Annotated in this window: 25 protein-coding genes; 13 read left to right on the top strand and 12 right to left on the bottom strand. The window is 62.2% G+C overall.

Translation table 11 applies throughout. The features are described from left to right. Positions 1-8: 8 nt before the first annotated feature. Entirely contained in the window at positions 9-908 is a 900-nt protein-coding gene (locus QRN46_RS25660) for a LysR family transcriptional regulator (protein WP_285358072.1), read from the bottom strand. Positions 909-1,206: 298 nt separating this feature from the next. Between QRN46_RS25660 and moaB the strand changes: the two genes are divergently transcribed. Continuing rightward, the gene (gene moaB, locus QRN46_RS25665; protein WP_127797663.1) at positions 1,207-1,746 is read left to right on the top strand and encodes a molybdenum cofactor biosynthesis protein B; all 540 of its coding nucleotides are present in this window, start codon (positions 1,207-1,209) and stop codon (positions 1,744-1,746) included. Beyond that, positions 1,743-2,948, top strand: coding sequence for a molybdopterin molybdotransferase MoeA (locus QRN46_RS25670; RefSeq protein WP_285358153.1), 1,206 nt, complete (start codon positions 1,743-1,745; stop codon positions 2,946-2,948). The genes moaB and QRN46_RS25670 overlap by 4 nt, the downstream gene beginning before the upstream one ends. A gap of 57 nt (positions 2,949-3,005) precedes the next feature. On the opposite strand, the gene QRN46_RS25675 is transcribed toward QRN46_RS25670, so the two are convergent. Further along, complete coding sequence (locus QRN46_RS25675; RefSeq protein ID WP_011333585.1) at positions 3,006-3,494, bottom strand: GFA family protein; 489 nt, start codon at positions 3,492-3,494, stop codon at positions 3,006-3,008. A gap of 123 nt (positions 3,495-3,617) precedes the next feature. Here QRN46_RS25675 and QRN46_RS25680 point away from each other — a divergent pair, with 123 nt between their 5' ends. The 3 genes from QRN46_RS25680 (at position 3,618) to QRN46_RS25690 (ending at position 6,817) form a co-directional block, all read left to right on the top strand. Continuing rightward, positions 3,618-4,502: a LysR substrate-binding domain-containing protein gene (locus tag QRN46_RS25680; protein ID WP_201817439.1), complete on the top strand. Its 885-nt coding sequence runs from the start codon at positions 3,618-3,620 to the stop codon at positions 4,500-4,502. 99 nt (positions 4,503-4,601) lie between these two features. Next, complete coding sequence (gene aguA, locus QRN46_RS25685; protein ID WP_285358077.1) at positions 4,602-5,717, top strand: agmatine deiminase; 1,116 nt, start codon at positions 4,602-4,604, stop codon at positions 5,715-5,717. A 2-nt stretch (positions 5,718-5,719) separates the two neighbouring features. Continuing rightward, complete coding sequence (locus QRN46_RS25690; protein WP_201817437.1) at positions 5,720-6,817, top strand: extracellular solute-binding protein; 1,098 nt, start codon at positions 5,720-5,722, stop codon at positions 6,815-6,817. A gap of 197 nt (positions 6,818-7,014) precedes the next feature. Here the strand turns inward: QRN46_RS25690 and QRN46_RS25695 are convergent, their stop codons facing one another. From QRN46_RS25695 to QRN46_RS25705, 3 genes are read right to left on the bottom strand one after another with little or no spacing between them, the layout of a single operon-like run. Next, on the bottom strand, positions 7,015-7,641 hold the full coding sequence (locus QRN46_RS25695; protein WP_011333589.1) for a DNA-3-methyladenine glycosylase family protein: 627 nt from the start codon (positions 7,639-7,641) through the stop codon (positions 7,015-7,017). A 3-nt stretch (positions 7,642-7,644) separates the two neighbouring features. Continuing rightward, positions 7,645-8,442, bottom strand: a complete 798-nt coding sequence (locus tag QRN46_RS25700; RefSeq protein WP_285358079.1) for an isocitrate lyase/PEP mutase family protein — start codon at positions 8,440-8,442, stop codon at positions 7,645-7,647. Positions 8,443-8,464: 22 nt separating this feature from the next. After that, complete coding sequence (locus QRN46_RS25705; RefSeq protein WP_221615741.1) at positions 8,465-9,547, bottom strand: bifunctional transcriptional activator/DNA repair enzyme AdaA; 1,083 nt, start codon at positions 9,545-9,547, stop codon at positions 8,465-8,467. 109 nt (positions 9,548-9,656) lie between these two features. Here QRN46_RS25705 and QRN46_RS25710 point away from each other — a divergent pair, with 109 nt between their 5' ends. Continuing rightward, complete coding sequence (locus QRN46_RS25710; RefSeq protein WP_011333592.1) at positions 9,657-10,070, top strand: VOC family protein; 414 nt, start codon at positions 9,657-9,659, stop codon at positions 10,068-10,070. Here QRN46_RS25710 and QRN46_RS25715 read toward each other — a convergent pair. Then, positions 10,067-10,687, bottom strand: coding sequence for a LysE family translocator (locus QRN46_RS25715; protein WP_011333593.1), 621 nt, complete (start codon positions 10,685-10,687; stop codon positions 10,067-10,069). The two genes, QRN46_RS25710 and QRN46_RS25715, sit on opposite strands and share 4 nt — an antisense overlap. Before the next feature lie 273 nt (positions 10,688-10,960). Between QRN46_RS25715 and QRN46_RS25720 the strand changes: the two genes are divergently transcribed. Together QRN46_RS25720 and QRN46_RS25725 are read left to right on the top strand one after the other, a co-directional pair. Further along, complete coding sequence (locus QRN46_RS25720) at positions 10,961-11,566, top strand: biliverdin-producing heme oxygenase (protein ID WP_011333594.1); 606 nt, start codon at positions 10,961-10,963, stop codon at positions 11,564-11,566. After that, on the top strand, positions 11,563-13,800 hold the full coding sequence (locus tag QRN46_RS25725; RefSeq protein WP_011333595.1) for an ATP-binding protein: 2,238 nt from the start codon (positions 11,563-11,565) through the stop codon (positions 13,798-13,800). The genes QRN46_RS25720 and QRN46_RS25725 overlap by 4 nt, the downstream gene beginning before the upstream one ends. 8 nt (positions 13,801-13,808) lie before the next feature. Here the strand turns inward: QRN46_RS25725 and QRN46_RS25730 are convergent, their stop codons facing one another. Further along, the gene (locus QRN46_RS25730) at positions 13,809-14,564 is read right to left on the bottom strand and encodes a type 1 glutamine amidotransferase domain-containing protein (protein WP_285358085.1); all 756 of its coding nucleotides are present in this window, start codon (positions 14,562-14,564) and stop codon (positions 13,809-13,811) included. 142 nt (positions 14,565-14,706) lie between these two features. Here QRN46_RS25730 and QRN46_RS25735 point away from each other — a divergent pair, with 142 nt between their 5' ends. Then, the gene (locus QRN46_RS25735) at positions 14,707-15,294 is read left to right on the top strand and encodes a LysE family translocator (protein ID WP_285358087.1); all 588 of its coding nucleotides are present in this window, start codon (positions 14,707-14,709) and stop codon (positions 15,292-15,294) included. Between the two features lie 121 nt (positions 15,295-15,415). Here QRN46_RS25735 and QRN46_RS25740 read toward each other — a convergent pair whose 3' ends face one another. Beyond that, on the bottom strand, positions 15,416-16,249 hold the full coding sequence (locus QRN46_RS25740; protein WP_011333598.1) for a helix-turn-helix transcriptional regulator: 834 nt from the start codon (positions 16,247-16,249) through the stop codon (positions 15,416-15,418). Between the two features lie 35 nt (positions 16,250-16,284). Further along, on the bottom strand, positions 16,285-16,788 hold the full coding sequence (locus QRN46_RS25745) for a VOC family protein (RefSeq protein ID WP_041475212.1): 504 nt from the start codon (positions 16,786-16,788) through the stop codon (positions 16,285-16,287). A 264-nt stretch (positions 16,789-17,052) separates the two neighbouring features. On the opposite strand from QRN46_RS25745, the gene QRN46_RS25750 reads away from it, so the two are divergent. Then, entirely contained in the window at positions 17,053-17,301 is a 249-nt protein-coding gene (locus QRN46_RS25750; protein ID WP_064382301.1) for a hypothetical protein, read from the top strand. 1 nt (position 17,302) lies between these two features. Continuing rightward, the gene (locus QRN46_RS25755) at positions 17,303-18,457 is read left to right on the top strand and encodes an NnrS family protein (RefSeq protein ID WP_285358093.1); all 1,155 of its coding nucleotides are present in this window, start codon (positions 17,303-17,305) and stop codon (positions 18,455-18,457) included. A gap of 5 nt (positions 18,458-18,462) precedes the next feature. Here QRN46_RS25755 and QRN46_RS25760 read toward each other — a convergent pair whose 3' ends face one another. Both QRN46_RS25760 and QRN46_RS25765 read right to left on the bottom strand, forming a co-directional pair. Then, positions 18,463-19,134, bottom strand: coding sequence for a class I SAM-dependent methyltransferase (locus tag QRN46_RS25760; protein ID WP_011333602.1), 672 nt, complete (start codon positions 19,132-19,134; stop codon positions 18,463-18,465). A gap of 38 nt (positions 19,135-19,172) precedes the next feature. Beyond that, on the bottom strand, positions 19,173-20,321 hold the full coding sequence (locus QRN46_RS25765) for a GGDEF domain-containing protein (RefSeq protein WP_011333603.1): 1,149 nt from the start codon (positions 20,319-20,321) through the stop codon (positions 19,173-19,175). Between the two features lie 109 nt (positions 20,322-20,430). On the opposite strand from QRN46_RS25765, the gene QRN46_RS25770 reads away from it, so the two are divergent. Further along, positions 20,431-20,823 (top strand): GFA family protein, encoded by a 393-nt coding sequence (locus QRN46_RS25770; protein WP_011333604.1) that lies wholly within the window; start codon positions 20,431-20,433, stop codon positions 20,821-20,823. Between the two features lie 35 nt (positions 20,824-20,858). On the opposite strand, the gene QRN46_RS25775 is transcribed toward QRN46_RS25770, so the two are convergent. Further along, positions 20,859-21,689, bottom strand: a complete 831-nt coding sequence (locus QRN46_RS25775; protein WP_285358097.1) for an alpha/beta fold hydrolase — start codon at positions 21,687-21,689, stop codon at positions 20,859-20,861. 240 nt (positions 21,690-21,929) lie between these two features. On the opposite strand from QRN46_RS25775, the gene QRN46_RS25780 reads away from it, so the two are divergent. Continuing rightward, the gene (locus QRN46_RS25780; protein ID WP_007956954.1) at positions 21,930-22,385 is read left to right on the top strand and encodes a (2Fe-2S)-binding protein; all 456 of its coding nucleotides are present in this window, start codon (positions 21,930-21,932) and stop codon (positions 22,383-22,385) included. The last annotated feature ends 17 nt before the right edge of the window (positions 22,386-22,402 follow it).

Genomic DNA, 22,402 nt, shown 5'->3' on the forward strand with positions numbered 1-22,402 from the left:
GGGGAGGGTTAAACGGCGGGCGCCTCGATCCCGAACATCATGCGCGCCTCGGCAAAACACTTCTCGGCGATCGCCGAGCGCGGTTCGGTCTTGCGCATCACCAGCCCCAGCGGCGCGAGCACGCTGGCATCCGGCAGGTTGATGAAGGCCAGATGTTCGATCGGCTCTTCCAGACCGCTGTCCAGCGGCATGATCGAGCAGCAGAAGCCTTGGTGAATCGCCTGCAGCAGTTGGTAGGTCGAGTCGCTTTCCATGATCGGCTGCGGATTGAGTCCGCGACTGCGGAAACTCAGGTCGATGGATTTTCGGTAGTGCATGCCGGTGGTGATCATCCCCAGCGGCAGTTCGGCGGCGTCTTCCCAGCTCATTTCCGGGCCTTCGAACTGGAAGTGACGGGTGTCGTAGAGCAGGCCGACGCGGGTCTCGCCGATCTCGAAAAACTCGAAATAGTTCGGGTTGACGTGGTCCAGATAACACACGCCCAGGTCCAGCTGATTGTTACCCAGACCTTCGATGATCTCGTCCGAACTCAGCGACGACAGGCTGTATTTCAGCTCGGGAAATATCCCTGACAAACCCTGAATGTAATTCACCGGATTGAAGTTGCTCAGCGGCACCAGCCCCAGGCGCAGGCTACCCACCAGTTGTCCGCGGCATGCCGCAGCTTCGGCAAACAACCCGTCATGGGCAGCCAGCAACGTGCGGGCCCAGGCCAGGACGCGCTCGCCGGCCTGGGTGAACCCTTCAAAGCGCTGGCCGCGATTGACCAGCACCAGATCCAGCTCGTCTTCCAGATTGCGCAGGCGCATCGACAGGGTCGGCTGGGTGATGTGACAGCGCGCGGCGGCCTGGCCGAAGTGGCGGGTTTCGTCCAGCGCGATCAGAAACTTGAGTTGTTTGATGTCCACGACGGCACCTGCTCGATTGAGAATTTTGATTCAGTATTGACGCAGATGCGTACGGCGCACGGAAAGCGCAGGGAGCGACGATCCCACTGAGGGCTTTTTTCGTCCAATCGGCAGTGTTTACGAGCCTATCGAGGGTTTCGATGACCCCCGGTTTTATTGGCTCGGACAGCGGTCGAGGGGCTGAAAAAATTCACCGATAGAGCAGGTCGATAGTGTGGTTGGCCAGAGTGATTAGACAGTCCTCACAAGCGGCACTTAGGCTCGTCATCCATTGAATTGACGACGGCCGGAGAGTGCCATGAGTGTTAAATCGGATGCCTTGTTCGTTCCCCTGAATATTGCCGTGCTGACGGTCAGCGATACCCGCGATTACGCCAGTGACACCTCCGGCCAGTTGCTGGTCAGCCGTCTGCTGGAGGCCGGCCACACCCTGAGCGAGCGCAACTTGCTCAAGGACGACCTGTACAAGATCCGCGCCCAGGTCGCGCACTGGATCGCCGACGACAACATTCAAGTGGTGCTGATCACCGGCGGCACCGGTTTCACCGGGCGTGACAGCACTCCGGAAGCCGTGGCGTGCCTGCTGGACAAGCAGATCGACGGTTTTGGCGAACTGTTCCGCGCCATCTCGATTCTCGACATCGGCACCTCGACCGTACAAAGCCGCGCGCTGGCGGGCTTGTCCAACGGCACACTGGTGTGCTGCCTGCCGGGCTCCACCGGCGCTTGCCGCACCGCATGGGAAGGCATCCTCGCCGAACAACTGGATAACCGTCACCGTCCGTGCAACTTCGTTCCGCACCTCAAACCGGTGCAAGCCTGCGGGCCGCGCGGATGAGCAAGCCGGGGTTGATGCCGGTCGAGGACGCCCTTGACCAACTGTTGGCGATGGCCGATGAACAACGCCTGCCGGACAGCGAATCGGTGCCGCTCAATGAAGCGCGCGGGCGCGTGCTGGCCAGCGATCTGGTCGCCACACTCGATCTGCCGCCGTGGCCGAACAGCGCCATGGACGGTTATGCCTTGAACCTCCCCGACCTGCATCGCCAGCCGTTGAGCGTGTCGCAGCGGGTCTACGCCGGGATGGCGCCGGACGCCTTGCTGCCCGGCACCTGCGCACGGATTTTCACGGGTGCGCCGTTGCCGCCCGGTGCCAATTGCGTGGAGATGCAGGAAAACGTCGAGGTGCTCGAAGACGGCCGCGTACGTTTCCTGCAACCGCTTAAGGCCGGCCAGAACATCCGCGCCCAGGGCCAGGAGAACCGCGTCGGCGACACCTTGCTGCGCGCCGGCAAACGCCTCGGCCCGTTCGAACTGGCCGTCGCCGCCGGGCAGGGCATGACTCATTTGCCGGTGGTGCGTCGTCCGCGCGTGGCGTTGCTGTCGACCGGTGATGAGCTGGTGGAACCTGGCCAGCCGCTGCGTCCCGGCAGCATCTACAACAGCAACCGCACCTTGCTCGACCACTGGTTGCGCGAACTGGGTTGCGAAGTGATCGACGCCGGGATTCTGCCCGATCGCCCGGCGCAGACCCGGCTCAAACTCGAGCAACTGCAAGTGGCGGCCGATCTGATTCTGACCACCGGCGGCGTGTCTGCCGGCGATGCCGACTGCCTCGGCCAGGTGCTGCGCGACAACGGCAAACCGCTGCTGTGGAAACTCGCGATCAAGCCCGGTAAACCGCTGACGGTCGGGCATTTCGGCACGGTGCCGGTGATCGGCCTGCCGGGCAATCCGACCTCGGCGCTGGTGACCTTCGGCCTGCTGGCGCGCCCGTACCTGCTGCGCATCCAAGGCGTGGAAGAGGTGATGCCGCTGAGCTTCACCGTCAACGCCGGCTTCGACTGGCCGAAACCCGGCAGCCGTCGCGAGTACCTGCGGGTACGCCTGGAGGGCGGGCAGGCGGCGCTGTATCCGAACCAGAGTTCCGGGGTTCTGCTCGGCGCGACCTGGGCCGACGGATTGGTGGAAATCCCCGAGAACAGCACCTTGCAGAGGGGGGCTCCGCTGCGTTTCATTCCGTTCAGCGAGCTGTTCTGAGCGCGATCAAAAGGTGCAAACCGCTTGCCGGGAAACTGTCGAAGACTGTGAAGACGGCTATCGGGTCAATCCCAGCCGTTCATGCCACTGGGCGATGGACTCTTCGGGATAGACCTCGAATTGTTGATCCTTCTTGCTCGCCTGCACTTCGACCCACGGTGCCTTCGAACCGAGCATCAAATGAGTGTGTTCCGGCGGCACCGGCAGCGGCGTGTCGATGGCCGAGGCGAACGGGTGGATCAGCTCCGGCCATTCCGGGCTGAACAGCCACAGTCCGCTGCCGCACAACGAGCAGAAATGGCGTTCGGCGGTACTGCGGTGGGCGCGGGTATCGCCTTCGTCTTTCATCTTCGCGTGGTAGATCGTGATGTTCTTGCGACCGCGCACCTTGAGGCTGGCCGCGTCGCCGCCGAGATTGATCGCATAGCCGCCACCGCCCTGGGTCTTGCGGCAGATCGAGCAGTAGCAGCGCTGATAAGGGTAGGGGTGGGCGCTGTCGAGGGTGAATGAAACCGCGCCGCAGTGGCAGGAGCCTTCGAGGTGCATGAGTGGCCTCCGGTGTTTTTCGTCGGTGCGGTTCAGCCTAGAAGAGATCTCTTGCCTGTGCCGCCGCTATGGACGCCTGCGAAAAGCCCGGTCAGCATGTCCGCAAAAAAGGGATCCACACCCATGCGCCGACTACCTTCCCTGGCCGCCCTGCGAACTTTCGAGTGTGCCGCCCGCCACGCGCATTTCGGCCGCGCCGCCGCTGAGCTGTGCGTCACCGACAGCGCCGTCAGCCATCAGATCCGCCAGCTCGAAGAGCAACTGGGCGTGTCGCTGTTCATCCGCGAGGGCCGGCAGATTCGCCCGACCATCGCCGCCGGGCGTCTGATGCAGAGCCTGCAACAGGCCTTCGAATTGATCGGCGATGCCTGCGATGAATTGCGCGATCCGTCCTCGCTCGCCGTGTTGCGGCTGGCGGTCACGGCGGAGCTGGCGCAGAAGTGGCTGATGAACCGTCTCACCGATTTCTACGCGCGTTATCCGCACATCACCTTGCACCTCTACGAACAACCGATCGACGCCACGGCGCCCGGCGAAGACATCGATCTGGCGATCACCTACGGCACCGGCCCGGTGGACAGCAGCGCGTATTTCGTCCGTCCGTTGCCGGCGTTGCAGTTCTTCCCGGTGTGCAGCCCCGGCCTGTTCAACCAGGGCATCCTGAAAACCCCCAAGGACCTGGCCCGGCATTGCCTGTTGCATGACGATCAGGACGGCAAGACCTGGACCGCGTGGCTCACCAGTCATGCCGGCGATTTGCGCCCGGAACGACAGTTGTATTTCGCCCACGCCGGCCTGGCGCTGGAGGCGGCGGCGCAAGGGCAGGGCGTGGCAATGGGCGACAACCTCACGGCGCAGGAGGACTTGCAGAACGGGCGTCTGGTGCGACCGTTCACCTCCAGCATGACCGCGCTGGGGCAGTATGCGCTGGTCTGCGAGCGGGTGCGGCTGGAGCGCCCGGCGGTGGCGCAGATGCTGGAATGGTTCAACGATCAACTGGCGGATTGATGAGTTGAATTCAACTGTTCCGAAATAATCATCGTTGGCGGGCCGACTGCCCGGGACCGTAGCCTGAGGTCATTCCCATCCCGATGACGAGGTTTGACCATGGCACGTTTGCTCGACACCACCCCGAAACAGGACGGCTTCCGTCTGCCCGGCGAATTCGAAGCCAAGGCCGGCTGCTGGCTCGGCTGGCCGGAGCGTACCGACGTCTGGCGCAACGGCGCCAAGCCTGCGCAGAAAGTCTGGGTGCAGATCGTCACCGCGATCTCCCAGAGCGAGCCGGTGACGGTCTGCGCATCGGCCTCCCAGTTCGCGACTGCCCGCCGCCAGTTGCCGCCACAAGTGCGGGTGGTGGAAATGACCTGCAACGACACCTGGTTCCGCGACAGCGGCCCGTGCTTCGTGGTCAACGACCAGAGCGGTGAAGTGCGTGGTGTCGACTTTGAATTCAACGCCTACGGCGGCCTCGACGGCGGGCTCTACTACCCGTGGGACAAGGACGATCAGATCGCCAGCAAGATCCTCGAAATCGAACGCTTCGACCGCTATCGCGCGCCATTGATTGCCGAGCTTGGCGGTATCCAGAGTGACGGTCAGGGCAGCATCCTCACCACCGAGCAATGCCTGCTCAACCGCAATCGCAACCAGCACCTGGGCAAGGACGAAGTCACCCGCCGGCTGACCGATTACCTCGGCGCCGAGCAAGTGATCTGGCTGCCACGCGGTTGCAAGTTCGACGAAACCGACGGCCACGTCGACGACATCGCGTGCTTCGTGCGACCCGGCGAAGTGGTGCTGCAATGGACCGACAACCGCGACGATCCGCAGTGGGAAATCTATCAGGAGGCCTACGACATCCTGCGCAGCACCCGTGACAGCCGTGGCCGCGAACTGATCGTGCACAAACTGCCGCAACCGGACGTGCTGGAGTGGACCGCCGAAGAAGCCGAAGGCCTCGATCAGCAGGACAGCACCCACACCCGCCAGGCCGGCACCAAAATCTGTGCGTCGTACATCAACTACTACGCCGGCAACAGCTCGATCGTGGTGCCGCTGTTCGGTGATCGCAACGATCAGGTGGCGCTGGCGACCCTCGCCGAACTGTTCCCGCAGCACAAGATCGTCGGCATCGAAAACTCCCGGGAAATTCTGCTCGGTGGCGGCAATGTCGCGTGCATCACCATGCCGCAATACGCCGGCCAGAAAAAAGGAGCCTGACCATGGGCCTGCACAACCTGAGTAAAGCGTTATTGCTGGTGCTTGCACCCCTGTGTGTGCAGGCTGCCGAGACGGCGAAACCGGTGGTCAATCTGTATATCTGGGGCGAGTACCTGGCCCCGGATACCCTGAAGAATTTCGAGGCAAAAACCGGGATTCGGGTGGTCGCCGATCACTTCGACTCGCTGGAAACCGTCGAGACCAAACTGCTCACCGGCCGCAGCGGCTACGACCTGGTGCTGACCGCCGGTCAGCACCTGTCGCGGGCCATCGAGAGCGGCGCGATCCAGACCCTGAACAAGCAGCAGCTCCCGCACTTTGCCGGGGTTGGTGACGAGTTCCGTCAGCATATGGCGGTGTTCGATCCGGGCAACCGCTACGCCGGGATCTATGCCTGGGGCACCACCGGTGTCGGTTATCAGGAGGAGGCCGTGAAGCAGCGCCTGCCGGACGCGCCGAGGGACAGTTGGGCGATGCTGTTCGATCCGGCGGTGGTGTCGAAATTCGCCGATTGCGGGGTGAGCCTGCTCAACGATCCGAACGAAGTGTTCGCGGCGGTCATGAAGTACATGGGCCTGGACATCAATCGCCAGAGCCTCGACGACCTGAAACTCGCCGAACAGCAACTGGCGAAGATCCGCCCGTACATCCGCTACTTCGACAATGACCTGAACATCAGCGACCTGGCCAACGGCAACACCTGCGTGGCGATGTCGTGGAACGGCAACGTTGCCATCGCGGCAGGTCAGGCTGAAGCGGCCCGCAAACCGTTCAAGTTGAATTACCGGATTCCGAAGGAGGGCACGTTGATCTGGTTCGACGCGATGGTCATACCCAAGGATGCACCGCATCCCGAGGCCGGATTGGCGCTGATGGATTACCTGATGACGCCCGAGGTGATCGCACCGATTACCGATACGATTCATTACGCCAATGCGATTACGGCGGCGGACGGGTTGGTTGATCCGGCGATACGCAATGATCCGGGGACTTATCCGCCGGAGGCGGTGAAGGCTTCGTTGTATAGCAAGAATGACAATGGCAAGGCGTTCAACCGGGCTTTGATTCGCGCGTTCAGTCGGTTGAAATCCGGTCTGTAGCCCAAGCCCCTCACCCCGGCCCTCTCCCAAAGGGAGAGGGAGCCGACCGAGGTGTCCTGCGTCTTACATCGACCTGACACACCGTGTCGATTATGGATTCAAAAAGTCTTGGCGCCGCTGGATTCACAGTTGCCGTTTCAGGTCGGCGGAAATCGCCAATATCCCCGAATCAATCCCCTCTACCCCCCGGGAGAGGGCTAGGGTGAGGGGCTTTTCGGCACCCGCCACAAATACCAGGCCGCCACCGTCCGAAACGGCTTCCAATCCAACCCGATCTCAATCATTTGTTTGCGCGCAGGCTGCACCTCCAGCCCCTTCAACCGCCGATACCCTTCGCGCACTCCGAAATCGTCGGCCGGCAGAATATCCGGCCGCTCCAGGCTGTAGATCAGCAACATCTCCACCGTCCAGCGCCCAACCCCGCGCAGGCTGACCAACCGCTCGATCAGCGCCTCATCCTCCATCGCCAGCGCGGTAGGGTAATCCGGCACCACACCGTCCAGGGTCGCCTGGGCAATCCCCTGAATCGTCGCAATCTTGCCCGCCGAAAACCCGCAACCGCGCAATTGATCGAAGTCCGTCGCCAGAATCTGCTCCGGACGCGGAAACGTCTGCCCGGGAAACAACCCCACCAGCCGCCCGACAATCGCATCGCCAGCCTTGGCGTGCAGTTGCTGATAGGCAATCGCCCGCACCAGCGATTCATACGGATCGCGCGTCGGATGCGGCTGATGCAGGCAGGGACCGACCGCAGCAATGTGGCGCTGCCAGTCGGCATCGAGGCTGGCCAGAAACTCGCTGGCCGGTTGGTAGGGATCGGGCATGAGTTACTTCAGCAGACCGTTGACTTCGCCATAGGTGAAGGCCTTGAGGTCATGGGTGTCGAGCTTGCCGCTGGCGAGAAAACTTTTCACCAGTGAGCCCATGGCGCCGTACAGGAACTCGGCGATGCCGGAACCGACGCTCAAGCGGCGCACGCCGAGGGTTTGCAGTTCTTCGGGGGAGGGCAGGCAAGCGAATCCCAGGACGTTGACCGGCAGGGTCGTACCTTTGCAGATGGCTTCGATTTCGTAGGCGGACGTCACCCCGGCAGCGAACAACCCATCGGCCCCGGCTGCCTGATAAAGCGCCGCGCGACGCAGGGTTTCGGCGACACGATCCTCGGCCGGCACCAGACCTTTGAGGTAAACGTCGGTGCGGGCGTTGATGAACAGCTTCACATTGCGCTTCTCGGCCACTTGCCGCGCGACCTTGATCTTGCGCACCAGCAGTTCCGGCGTGCCGCTGCCATCTTCGATGTTGATCCCGACCGCGCCGGCTGCGATAACCGCATCGATCACTTCGGCGACCCGGTCGAGGTCATCGGAATAACCGGCTTCGACGTCCACGCTCAACGGCACCTTGATGACCCGGGCAATCGATTCCACGGTGCTGATCAACCGCTCGAGCGGCAGGGTGTTGCCGTCCGGGTAACCGTGGGCCCACGCGACAGCGGCGCTGCTGGTGGCGACAGCTTTGCCACCCAGTTGCTCGACCAGTCGCGCGCCGGTGGCGTCGGCAACGTTGGTCAGGATCAGCAGGCCATCGTGGTGCAACTGGTGAAACTGAGTGTCGAGCGCGTTCATCGAAATCCCTTCTTGTCGTTGGTCAAAAAGCCAGTTGTTGCGTGAGCTGCACGGCGGCGTTTTCCAGCCTGAGCAGAAACGCCTTGCGCGGTTGCCCACCACCATAGCCGGTCAACGAGCCGTCCGCACCGATCACCCGATGGCATGGCACCACGATCGACAGCCGATTGTGTCCGTTGGCCAGCCCCACTGCTCGGCTGGCGCCGGGTTTGCCCAGGCGTGCGGCGATGGTGCCGTAGGTGCTGGTTTGGCCGTAAGGGATTTGCCGAAGTTCGGCCCAGACCTGCTGGGCAAACTCGCTGCCGGGCAGGTGCAGCGGCACGCCGAATTCGCTCAGCTTGCCGGCGAAGTACAACGCCAGCTCGTTGTCGATCTGCTGCAAATGCGCGTTCTGCCCCGGTGCGACCACGTAGCCGTAGCGGTTCTGCAATTCTTCAACTTCGCGGGTCAGCGCCGGACGATCAAGAAATTCCAGCAATACCAGCCCGCGCCGTTCGGCCATGGCGATCATCGGCCCCAGCGGCGTGGTCAGGCGGGTGAACAGCAGCGGTTCACTGGCCGCTGCGCGTCCCGGCGTGATGTGGAACGACTTCTGAAACGCATCGCGAAAACCACTGAGGGATTCATAACCGGAGTCGAACGCGGCATGGTCGATGGACGTACCTTGCTTGATCCCGCCCAGCGCCACGCCGAGTCGGCGGGTGCGCAGCCACGCATGGAAGGTCATGCCGAAATGCTGCTTGAACCAGCGCCGCAGCTTCAGCGGTTCAATACCTTCGGCGAGCAATTGCGCATCGCTCCAGCGAAGTTCCGGATCGGCGTCGACCGCTTTTAGCAGCTGCTGCACCCAATCCGGGGCGATGGCCGCGGCATCCAGCGGTTTGCAGCGCAAACAGGCGCGGTAACCAGCGGACAGGCAATCGTCAGCGTGGGCGAAGAACTCGACGTTTTCCGGTTTCGGCTTGCGCGCCGTGCAGGTAGGGCGGCAAAAGATCCCGGTGGTTTTCACGGCCGTGAAAAACACGCCTTCATAGGCAGTGTCGCTTGCGAGCATGGCGCGAACCATTTCGGCGTGAGGGGGCAGGACAGCGGTCTGTATGTTCATGGGCCGAGGATAAAACCAGTTATTCGATGGCTCCACCGAAAAATCGACAGTGAATTTTCGGGCCGCTGCACTACAGTGATCGGGTCGCTACAACTCGGGAAATGAAGGTATGCCACCGTTCACGATTCACCACATCGATCACATCGTGCTGCGCGTCGCCGATCTGCAACGCAGCGTTGATTTCTATGACCGGGTCTTCGGTGCCGAAGTGGTCAAGCGCAACGAAAAGTTCGGTCTGGTGCACCTGCGCGCCGGCACGTCGATGATCGATCTGGTCGACCTCGACGGCGAAATCGGCCGCAAGGGCGGCGCCGCTGCCGGCAGCGAGCGGCGCAATGTCGATCACTTCTGTCTGCGCATCGAGCCGTTCGATGAAGCGGCGCTGATCAGTCATTTGCAATCCTGCGGCCTGACCGTCGACAAGGCCGCCACCCGTTTCGGCGCCGAGGGCAACGGCCTGTCGTTGTACTGCTTTGATCCGGACGGCAATCAGGTCGAACTCAAAGGCCCGTCCGAAGCCTAGGCCCGCTTGGCCATCAGCAACACCGAAGCCGCCGCCGACAGCAGCCCGGCGCAGCAACGGTTGAAAATCCGCTTGCCGCGCGGCTCGGCGAACCAGCGGCGCATGTGCAGCCCCATGTACGCGTAGGCGCTGATGGCGATCCATTCCAGCAACAGAAACAGCGCGCCCAGCAACATGAATTGCGGGGTGATGGCGCGGGCCGGGTCGACGAATTGCGGCAGGAAGGCGGTGAAGATAAGGATTGCCTTGGGATTTCCCGCTGCCACCAGGAATTCCTGGCGAGCCAGAGCCATAAGTCCGTTCGCCGACGCCGCAACGGCGTCTTCGGCGGCAGGATTGGCCCGCCACAGCTGCCACGCCAGGTACAGCAGATACCCCGCGCCGATGATCTTGATCCCATAGAACAACAGTTCAGAGGTTTGCAGTACCACCGCCAGCCCCGCCGCCGCGAGGGCGATCATCCCGGCGAACGCCAGCAACCGACCGACACCGGCCACGCAGGCGCGACGATAGCCGTAGCGGGTGGCGTTGCTGACCGACAGCAGATTGTTCGGCCCCGGTGCCATGTTCAGGGCGAAACAGGCGGGCAGAAACAGGGAGAGGGTGGCGATATCCATGACTCGGGCTCCGGTGACGGGAGCGTTATTTTTATCACGCGGGTGTGCGGGCCTAACCGTACAGTCAGGCGCCAGAGTCGCGGTACAGCGACTATCGGCAGTGAATTCCTTCGAACTTTCTACCGTCCGGTCAGCTCTTAACCCTTCACAGGTTGATGAATTCATCAGAGAATCCCATCTGCCGGGTCAGAAACTACCATTGCCGTGTAAGCTTTCGCGCCATGCTTCTCCATTCCCCTATGGCCCCAGGCGGCCCACTGTACGAGCGACTACATGCAAGCAAAGGCCCGCGAGGTTCATGTACCACCGGTGTTGCAAGATTTGCGCGCCGGCACGGCCGAACTGCACATTGCACTTGAAAAGCGCCTTCCTTTTTTCTCCGACACCCTTGATCTGAACGCTTTCGAGCGACTGATGCGCGCCTATTACGGCTTCTATCAGCCATTGGAAGCCGTGCTGCAGGACAGCGACGCGATTCCCGCCGATTTTGATCTGGCTTCCCGCCTCAAGGCGCCGACCCTGCAACGCGATCTGCAAGCACTGGGCGCAAATGGTGGCGATTTTCCGATCTGCCGCCGGTTGCCCGCCATCGATTCCGCCGCCGCCTGCCTGGGCGTGTTGTACGTGCTGGAAGGCGCAACCCTCGGCGGGCAGATCCTGCGCCGGGAAATCGCCACACGCCTGAGCCTTGGCGCGGACAACGGTGCAGCGTTTCTGGACATCTACGGCGCTGCCACCGGCCGTCGCTGGCGCGATTTCATCGAATACCTGGGCAGCCGCCCGATGGACGCCGACGAGCGTAAAGCCGTCGTGGCGGCCGCCCACACTACATTCAGTTGTTTCGAGCAGTGGCTCGAAAGTCAGGAGGTTCTGGTATGAACCCGCAAGACAAAGAAGCCTTTGAAGAGTTGCTGGCCAACTGCGCCGACGAGCCGATCCGCTTTCCCGGCGCGATCCAGCCGCACGGTTTGCTGCTGACCCTGAGCGAGCCGGACCTTTCGATCATTCAGATCAGCGCCAACGTCGAGACCTTGCTCGCGCGCCCGGCGCAAGAGCTGATCGGCCAGCCACTGCAAAGCCTGATCGGCGATGCCCATGCCGCGCAGGTTCGCGAAGCCTTGCAGCAAGCAGCCTTGTCCGATGCGCCGCCGCTGCACTTTCGCCTTAATGGCACGGCGTTCGAAGGCTTGCTGCACCGGCATCAGGATGTGCTGATTCTGGAGCTGGAAATCCACGTCGAAAATTTCCAGCCACGCAACGTCGCCGGCACCGAAACCCACCTGGGACGGATGCTCGCGCGCCTGCAAAAGGCCCAGAGCCTGCAAGCGCTGTACGACATCAGCGTCAAGGAAATCCAGGCCATGACCGGTTACGACCGGGTGCTGATTTATCGCTTCGAAGAGGAGGGCCACGGTCAGGTCATCGCCGAAGCGTCCGATCCGTCGATGGAAGTCTTCAACGGTCTGTTTTTCCCGGCCTCCGACATCCCCGAGCAAGCCCGCGAGCTGTACCGCACCAACTGGCTGCGGATCATTCCGAACGCGGACTACCAACCGGTGCCGCTGGTGCCCAAGTTGCGTCCGGACACCCAGACCCCGCTGGACCTGAGCTTCGCCACGTTGCGCAGCGTGTCGCCGATCCACTGCCAGTACATGAAAAACATGGGCGTGCTGTCCTCGATGAGCATTTCCCTGCTCAAGGGCGACAAGCTCTGGGGCCTGATCAGTTGCGGCAATCGCCAGCCGCTGCATGTACCGCATGAATTGCGCACGGCGTGCCAAACCATCGGCCAGGTGCTGTCGTTGCAGATCAGCGCGATGGAAGCGCTGGAGGTCAGCCGTCAACGGGAAGAAAAGCTCGAGGCGCTGGCGCTGCTCAATCAGGCGATGATCGACTCGCCACAGAACGTCTTCGATGGCCTGGCCAACCAGCCACAAGTCCTGATGGCGCTGGCCAATGCCGGCGGCATCGCGATCATCGAAGACAAGCAATTGCACCGTTACGGCAACTGCCCGGAGCCTGAAGAAATTCGGGCCCTGCACAAATGGTTGCAGGAGCGTGGCGAGCCGGTGTTTGCCAGTCATCACCTGGCCAGCGTCTACCCGCCGGCCGCGCACTATCAGCAGGTCGCCAGCGGCGTGCTCGCCATGAGCCTGCCCAAACCGGTGGACAACGGCGTGCTGTGGTTCCGCCCCGAAGTCAAAGAGAACATCAACTGGAGCGGCGACCCGCGCAAGCCGCTGGACCTGGAAAACTCCGACGCCGGCCTGCGCCTGCGGCCGCGTACTTCGTTCGAAATCTGGAAGGTCGAGATGGCCGGGATCTCCACCAAGTGGAGTCACGGCGATCTGTTCGCCGCCAACGACTTGCGTCGCTCGGCGCTGGAAAATGATCTGGCCCGCCAAGTACGCCGCGAGCAAGAAGCGGTGCGCGCCCGTGATGAACTGGTGGCGGTGGTTTCCCACGATCTGCGCAACCCGATGACCGTGATCTCGATGCTCTGCGGCATGATGCAGAAGGCGTTCAGCTCGGACGGGCCGCACACTTCGCGGCGCATCTCGACTGCGATCGACACCATGCAACAAGCCGCCGGGCGCATGAACACGCTGCTGGAAGACTTGCTCGACACCTCGAAAATAGATGCCGGGCGCTACACCATCGCGCCGCAGAAACTCGATGTCGCGCAGATGTTCGAAGAGGCGCAATCGCTGCTCGCGCCGCTGGCGCTGGACAAGGACATCAGCATCTCGTTCGAGGCCGATCCCGACCTGAGCATCCATGCCGACCCCGAGCGGTTGTTTCAGGTGCTGTCGAATCTGGTCGGCAACGCGATCAAGTTCACTCCGCGCCTGGGCACGGTCGACGTGTATGCCAAATCGGTCGGTGATGACATCGTCTTCACGGTGCGTGACAGCGGCGAAGGCATTCCCAAGGATCACTTGCCGCACGTATTCGACCGTTACTGGACGGTGAAGGAAGGCAATCCGACCGGCACCGGGCTGGGTCTGTACATCACGCAGGGCATCGTCGAGGCCCATGGCGGGCAGATTGTTGCCGAGAGTGAGCCGGGGCAGGGCAGCGAATTCCGCTTCACCGTGCCGCGCCTGGACTGAAAAACGGATCAGCGCTCGGGTGGCTGCAACATGGCCACCCATTCTGCGGCGAATCGATGGCAATCGCCGGGCCAGCGCGCCGTCAGCAGTTGGCCGTCGCGCACCACAAATCCTGATTGCAGTTTCTGCGCACAATCGCGTTTGGCGATCAGCGGCCCGCGTATGAAGTCGGATTTGCTGGCCAGCGCGGTTTTCACTTCCGCCTCGACGGTCTGCTTGTAGGTGCGGTAGTAGCGCCCCATCCAGGCAGCCGTCATCAGCCACGCCGGCAACTCCATGGTTGCCGCGAGCAATGCCGTCACTTTGCGCCCGAACAACACCGACCGCCCGGTATCGGGCTCGAGCGTCCGGGCCAGCAACAGCACGCCATGACACACCGCCGCCACGGGTTTTTCGGCCTTGAAAAATTGCAGGGCGATCTGCTGAGCCTGCGTCGATTCCAACAGCGTGCGCATCCCTTTGGCGTGGCCGCCGGGAATCAGCAGACCCTCAAATTGGCTCGTATCAACATCGGCATACGCCAGCGGCTGCCTGAACGCTTCGGACTCGATCATCTGCGTGTAACTGTCCAGATCGGCTTTGCGCGTCATCAGCATCGGGCTCAACGGGCCGAAACCGATTGTCACCAAACGTGGGTCGGCGTGGGCGGGCAAGCCTTGTGGCGTGGCGAAACGCACTCCGATGCCCGCGTTGCGCAATGCCTGCCAGGGCACGCTGCTTTCGGTCGGGTCGTAATCGGCGCTGGGCAGCAGAATCAGAATCATCAAGTGCAGACTTCCTGGTCAAAAGTGATCGCATAGCCAGAGCGTAGTGGGTCTGCGCGAGCGGGGGTAATTTCCTTCAATACCGCCTGCCGTGCGCCGGCTACCGTGAGCGCCTTGTTCCTCGATTTGAAGCAGGTGTGCGATGAGTCTGATTGTGTCGATGGCGGCGTTTGCCCTGGCCGCGTCCATTACTCCGGGGCCGGTGAATATTGTGGCGTTGAGTTCGGGGGCGCAGTTCGGTTTTCGCGCCAGCCAACGGCATGTGGCCGGGGCGACGCTGGGGTTTGTGTTGCTGCTGGTGTTGATGGGGCTGGGGCTGCATGAAGTGCTGGAACTGTGGCCGTCACTGACCCGTGTGGTGCAACTGGCCGGGGTGGCGTTTCTGCTGTTCATGGCCTGGAAGCTGGCAATGGATGACGGGCAGTTGAGTGCGGGAGGCGCGGGAAGGGCACCTTCGATGCTCTACGGCGCGGTGATGCAGTGGCTCAACCCCAAGGCCTGGCTGGCCTGTGTGGCGGGGATGGGCGCGTTTGTCGCCGATGGCGAGGCGCGGCTGGTGTGGCAGTTTGCGGCGGTGTATCTGGTGATCTGTTATCTGTCGGTGGGGTGCTGGGCGTATGCCGGGACGTTCTTGCGCGGTTATCTCGGCAACCCGGCGGGGATGCGCTTGTTCAATCGGGTGATGGCGTTACTGTTGGCGGTGAGTGCGGGGTATCTGTTGCTGCCGTGAGCGGGGCGGGGTTTGCCTTACGAAACCGATTTTGGCCGAGGTCAGGGTTTCACAGGCGTCGGCCAGCAATTCTTCGCTGTCGATGCCGGGGGCGATGAGGTAGCGGGTGTTGGGTTTGAGCTTATCCCCGATACTGCCCCGGCGTAGCCGCCAGATGCTGCTTGAACGCTCGCTGAAAATGCGCCTGATCGGCAAACCCGGCCTCCAGCGCCACATCCGCAATCAACTGCCCGCGCCGTAAACGCTCGCGGGCAAACTGAATTCGCTGATTGACCAAAAACGCATGGGGCGTCATGCCGAAGTGCTGTTTGAAGGCGCGGATCAGGTAGGACGGTGACAGTTCGGCAGCGGCGCAGATGTCGTCGAGGCTGAGCAGGTCGGTGCAATGCTGGCGGATGAAGTCGGCGGCGCGTTCGAGTTTGAAATTCGGTTCGCGGATGGATTGTTCGATGGGGTTCAGGCGCAGTTGCAGCTCGCTGAAAAACTCCACGGCGGCGCTCTGTTTGCGCAGCACGTCTTGCTGATCGTCGACCAACACGCCGTACAACCCATTCAAGTCGCGAAACAGGCGAGCATCATTCAAGTGGGTATCGGAAAACCGCCGAAACTCAAGCTCCGCACTGAACCCCAACTGATGCTGCAGATCGGTCAGCCACGGCGTTTCCACGTACAACATCAAATACGACCACGGCTGATCATCGATCGGGTTGCACGCGTGCACGTCTCCCGGGTTCATCAGCACCACCGTGCCGGCCGCCACTTCGAACGAGGATTGCTCATGCACGTAAGTGCTGCGCCCGGCGGTGATCGCGCCGATGGAGAAATGCGCGTGGGAGTGCCGTGAATAGCAGACCTCACGCCCGTCGGCGATGGCCCGCGCCTCGATGAAGGGCAGGGCGTCGTCGCGCCAGAAGCGCGGGGCTTGTTCGGGGTTCTTGGCGGCAGCGTGTTTCATCGTTGGAGTTCTCGGCAGGCCAGTGCCCGAGTGTATTAGCTCTGGCCGGCGAAGGCTCGCTCCAGTTCGGCAATATCGAGTTTTTTCATCCCGAACATGGCCTGCATTGCCCGTTGGACTTTGGTCTGGTCGGGGTCGGTCATCATGTGCATGAACGCCACTGGCACGATCTGCCACGACACGCCGAACTGGTCCTTGAGCCAGCCGCATTGTTGCGCTTGCACCGGCCCGCCGGCGCTGAGGTTGCCCCAGAAATGGTCGACTTCTTCCTGGTTCTGGCAATTGACCTGAAACGAGATCGCCTCATTGAACTTGAACACCGGCCCGCCATTGAGCCCGGTGAAGGTGTGGCCGTCGAGTTCGAAACTGACGGTCATCACCGAGCCTTCCGGGCGGCCGTGAAATTCCTGGCCGACCTTGCTGTAGTGGGTGAGGGCGGTGATTTTCGAGTGGTCGAAGATCGAGCAGTAGAATTTCGCCGCAGCTTCCGCCTGATCGTCGAACCACAGGCACGGGGTCAGCTTTTGAAAGCGTTGCATGGCAGTCATCCTCGGCAGGTTGGACACGCTGGATTAAAAGCGTAGTCAGTCTGCGGTCAGCTGGCGGTGCCATGGGTCGAGTGGTTGGTTGTTGTGAATAAGGCGTGTAGTCGTATTGACCTTGTTCTGTGTCAAAAAGACTCTTTCGCATCTATGTCGAATTGACTCGAATCTTCGCAACTGACTGATTTTTCTGGGCTGGAAATCTGGCACGCAAGTTGAGTTGCCTTACGTACAAACTGATCCGCTCAGGAGTACGAAAAAATGTTCACTTTCTTCGAGAATCCGCTGAACGTTCTGCACCTGTCGAGCAAAGTGCTCGTCGCCGGTCTGGTCATGTTGCTGGCCGGGATCTACGGCGCTTATCTGTATCAGGGCCACATGCCGATTGCGTTGCTGGTGGGGATGCATGCCATGACCATCGTCGGCCCGACGCTGATCAAGATTGGCTATGTGATGCGCCTGCTGTCGCAGTATCGGTTGGGCCAGTCACCCGCACTGGCGGTGGCCTGAGATGCGCAGACTCGCTGCGGCACCGCTGTTCAGCCTGGGCTTTCGGCCGCTGTTTCTGGCCGGTGCCGGATTCGCCGCGTTGGCGATTCTTATCTGGGGCCTGTGGCTTTACGGCCACTGGTTCGATCTGCAACCGGCGGGCGGTATGCTGGCCTGGCATCGGCATGAAATGCCGTTCGGCTTCGCGGCGGCGATCGTTGCCGGATTTCTGTTGACGGCGGTGCCCAACTGGACCGGGATTCCCGGCGTGCGCGGCGGGACGTTGATTGCGTTGGTGTCGGTCTGGGTGGTCGGTCGATTGGCGTGGTGGCTGCCGTTGCCGACCGGGCTGATTCTTGCACTGCAATGGGGGTTTCTGCCGCTGCTGGCGGTGATGCTGGGACGGGATCTGGTCGCAGCCCGCAAACGTGAAAACTACCCGATTGTGTTCGTGCTTGGGTTGATGGCGGGTTGTCAGGCGCTGACTTTGATCGGCCTGTACAACGACGATGACGGCCTGCAACGCCAGGGTGTGCTGGGCGCGTTGTGGCTGGTGGCGGCGCTGATGACCGTGATTGGCGGGCGGGTGATTCCGTTCTTTATCCAGCGCGCCTTGAACCGTCCGCCGGCACCGGCCGCCAATCCACTGCCAACCCGCTTGCTGTTGATCGGCAGTCTGCTGACCGCTGTCACTTTTGCGTCAGGCCTCAATGATTCGCCACAGTGGTGGCTGGCGGGGCTGTTCATGCTGACCGGCAGTTTGCAGTTGATGCGGCTGATCCGCTGGCATGATCGAGGGATGTGGCGCGTGCCGCTGCTGTGGTCGTTGTATCTGGCTTACGGCTGGATGGCGCTGGCAACCTGGGCCATGGCACTGTGGCATCTGGGCTTGATCGGCCAGCAAAGCCTGGCGACCCATGCATTGGCGGTCGGCGGGGTGGGCGGGTTGATTCTGGCGATGATCGCCCGGGTAAGCCTTGGGCACACCGGCCGGTTGTTGCAGCCCTCGAAAGGCATGGCGCTGGGTTTTGCGCTGGTGCTGCTCGCGGCGGGTTGCCGGGTGTTGCTGGTGCCGTTTTCCAGTCTGGGGCTGGGGCTGTCCGTGGTGCTCTGGTGCGCGGGGTTCGCGCTGTTTTTGCGGCATTACACCGGGATTCTGCTCAAGCCTAGGCTCTAGGCTATTTACCCACGACGCTCGGCAATCATCAACAACGATTGCGGCACCGGGCTTTGCGGATGCTGCGGCTCGCGCAGACTGATCAACTGAAGCCCGGCCATGTCCAGCGCATTCAGCCAGCTGGACAGGGTGCGAAAATACCACGGCATCGGCTGCCACTGGCCCTTGAAGCCATTGAAGGTTTCTTCCCGCCAGCCGTCCTGATAATCACCGGCGGCCACCGACCACGGATGCAGCGTCTGGATCACCAGTGCACCGCCGGGCACGAGCAGCGCATTCATCGCCGCGAGCAGCGGGATGATGTCCTGATGCAGCAGGGAAAAGTTGGCGCAGATCAGGTCGTAGTCGCGGCCAATGTCGACCTTCGCCTCAACCAGATCCTCATAACTGGCGACATGCACGGGCGATGAACCGGCCACTCGCGCGGCCTCGACCAGCGTCGGATCACCGTCCACGCCGACCGCCTCGAATCCTCGCTCGGCCAGCGCCCGCAACAGCCAGCCCTCACCGCATCCCAGATCGAGAACCCGTTCGGGCTGGCGCCACATCACCGCCAGCAGCATGGCCTGATCGGTCACCTGCCGGCGACTCTCGATGGCGCCGCTGCGCACGGCTTCGGTCCAGGCTTGGGCGTTGTGGTGCCAGCTCTGGAGGAGGATGGATTCAGGCGAGGACATTGCGAACTCCGACGTTACGGGATGCAGGCAAGGATAGGTCAGGTGTAGTCGGCCAGTTGAATCCGGTTGCGACCGCCGCGCTTGGATTCGTAGAGCGCGCTGTCACCCTGTTCGATCAACGCTGCGAGGCTGGCGGGCGGCTGATCGAACACCTTGGCGCCGATGCTCAGGGTGACCGCTTGCGGGGTGGTGTAGGTCTGGGAAGTCATCTGTTGGAACTGCTCACGCAGCGCACTGCCCAGATCCATGATCTGGGCGTGGGACGCATCGCCCAGCAGCATGACGAATTCGTCACCGCCCAGCCGTGCCGCCAGCGCGCCATTGGGCAGCACTGCGCGGATCATTTCGCTGAGGGCGATGAGCAACCGGTCGCCGGCGGTGTGGCCGTACAGATCGTTGACCAGTTTGAAGTTGTCGATGTCGATCAGCAGCAGCGCGCCGGGGCGGGCGCTGGACACTTCATCAAGCAGGCGCGGTGCGCGGACTTCCAGGGCGCGGCGGTTGTACAGCGCGGTCAACGGGTCTCGAGCGGCCAGTTCGGCAATCTGCTTTTCCCGGCGGTAGCGCTCGGTGCCGGTCATCGAAAGCGCGATCAGCATGATCGCCATCGCGCCTTCAACCAGGGAAATCTGAATGATTTCGCCGCGTAGCGACGCCAGATCGATCAACGTGCCCGGAATCACCGCGATGATCGCCTTGGTGAAATAGAACGCGCCGTGGATCAGCAACACATAACGCAATTGCACCGCGCCGACGCTCAACGATTTGCCGTGCGGGCGCAGCAACAGGCTGGCCCGCAGCATCAACGCGGCCACCAGCAGCGAGTTGGCCATCAGCATGATCTTCGACCACGACGGATCTTCCGGTAACAGCAGCAACGCCAGCCAGAGCAGGAACATCAAGTACCAGGCCCGCGACAACCGCTGCTGGGTAAATCGCGCGACCCCCAGCAGAAACAGCCAGTGCGCGACCACCAGCAGGCCGTTGGCAAACCAGATGCCGATCAGCGGATAGCCATTGGCGCGCAACAGGGCCAGGCTTGAGCCGACGGTGATGGTGGCGAAACCGGCGCTCCAGAACAGCAGGGAAGATTCGCGGATGCTGCGCCATTCGACCGCCAGATACAGGGCGGCCGCCGCGGCCAGGGCGGTGGAAATGGTGAGCATCGTGAGGGGATCGAGCGCCATGAAAGAACGGGTCTGCCTGAGTAGTATTAATGGGCCACGATTGTAAGCGTTCCCCCTTTGGGCTGCTATTTTCACTCACCGGATATTCCATTTTCAGACGAGGTGTCCCATGGATCGATTGACCGGCGGTTGTCTCTGCGGCGAAGTGCGCATCGAGGCGTCAGGGCGACCCTACAGGGTTGGCGTTTGTCACTGTCTGGATTGCCGCAAACACCAGGGCGCGCTGTTTGCCGCGTCGGCGATCTTTCCCGAGGACGCGGTGACGATCAGCGGCGAAACCCATGACTATGCGGGGCGACATTTCTGCCCGCGCTGTGGTTCGTCGGTGTTCGGCCGCAGTGGCGATGAAGTGGAGGTGAATCTGGGGGCGCTGGATGCACCGGATCAATTCCAGCCCACCTACGAGCTGTGGACCCTGCGTCGCGAGTCGTGGTTACCGGCTTTTCCATTGGCCAGACACTACGTGCGCGATCGCGAGAGAACGGGGCGAACCGAAGAATAGCCGGGGTCAGGCAGGGCGCCTGACCCCGGCCACTATCAGCCGCGAATGAACGCCAGCAGATCCGCGTTGATCGTCGGCGCCTCGGTGGTCGGCATCCCGTGGGGGAAGCCCGGATAAATCTTCAGCGTGCTGTTTTTCAGCAGTTTCGCCGACAGCACGCCGGCGTTTTCATAGGGCACGATCTGGTCATCGTCGCCGTGCATCACCAGCACCGGGATCGAGATGCTTTTGAGGTCAGCGGTGAAGTCGGTCTGCGAGAAGGCAACGATACCGTCGTAGTGCGCCTTGGCGCTGCCGATCATGCCTTGGCGCCACCAGTTCGCAATGATCCCTTCCGATGGCTTGGCGCCAGGGCGGTTGTAGCCGTAGAACGGCCCACTGGGCACGTCGCGATAGAACTGCGCGCGATTGGCTGCCAGTTGCGCCTGAAGATCGTCGAACACCGACTTGGGCAAGCCGCCCGGATTGCTCTCGGTTTTCACCATCAGCGGCGGCACGGCACTGATGATCGCGGCTTTCGACACCCGATCCTCGCCATGCCGGGCGATGTAATGAATCACCTCGCCGCCACCGGTGGAGTGGCCGACATGCACGGCTTTCTGCGTCCCCAGATGATTGACCACCGCCGCCACGTCGTCCGCGTAATGATCCATGTCATGGCCGTCCCAGACCTGGCTCGAACGCCCGTGACCCCGTCGATCATGGGCCACGACCCGGAAGCCCTGCGCCAGGAAGAACAACATCTGCGCATCCCAGTCGTCCGCGCTGAGCGGCCAGCCGTGGTGGAAGTGGATCACCGGGGCGTCTTTCGGGCCCCAGTCCTTGTAGAAGATTTCGACGCCGTCTTTCGTTGTGACAAATCCCATGTTCGCGACTCCTGGAAAATGTGAGAAGGCAGGTCTTGCGGTGATAACCGGAATCAACTGTAGGAGCAAAGTCGACACTTTGATCGAAGAATTCCCGAACGGTGCTGCATGACCGGTGGTCGCGGCGGCTGGTCGTCGGGGCAAAATGCGCTTAGCTGAAAGGGATAAGCCGAGGCGCGCACCGCCAACGATGGCCGTAGCAGCGCCCTTCAGAACACTGTGAGTCTGAGGAAGTCCCCGATGCTGACCTTGAATATCAATGGCAAGGATCAGGAGCTCGATGTCCCTGCGGACATGCCGTTGCTCTGGGTCCTGCGCGATGTCGCGCACCTGACCGGTACCAAATTCGGTTGCGGCATGGCCCAGTGCGGTGCCTGCACCGTGCACGTCGATGGCGCGCCGTTGCGCTCGTGTATCACGCCGGCCACGGCCGTCGCCCATGGCCAGAAGATCCTCACCATCGAAGGCCTGTCGAGCGACGGCTCGCACCCGGTGCAGCAGGCCTGGGCCGAACTGGACGTGGTGCAATGCGGTTACTGCCAGTCCGGGCAGATCATGTCCGCCGCCGCGTTGCTGGCGAAAATCCCCAAACCCACCGACAGCGATATCGATCAGGCGCTCTCCGGCAACATCTGCCGTTGCGGCACGTATCCAAGAATCCGCGCGGCGGTCAAACGCGCCGCCGACATCGGCTGAGCGAGGGGAGGTGAGTG

The sequence above is a fragment of the Pseudomonas sp. lyk4-R2A-10 genome, assembly GCF_030209075.1.
In the GTDB taxonomy this organism is placed as follows: Bacteria; Pseudomonadota; Gammaproteobacteria; order Pseudomonadales; family Pseudomonadaceae; genus Aquipseudomonas; species Aquipseudomonas glycinae.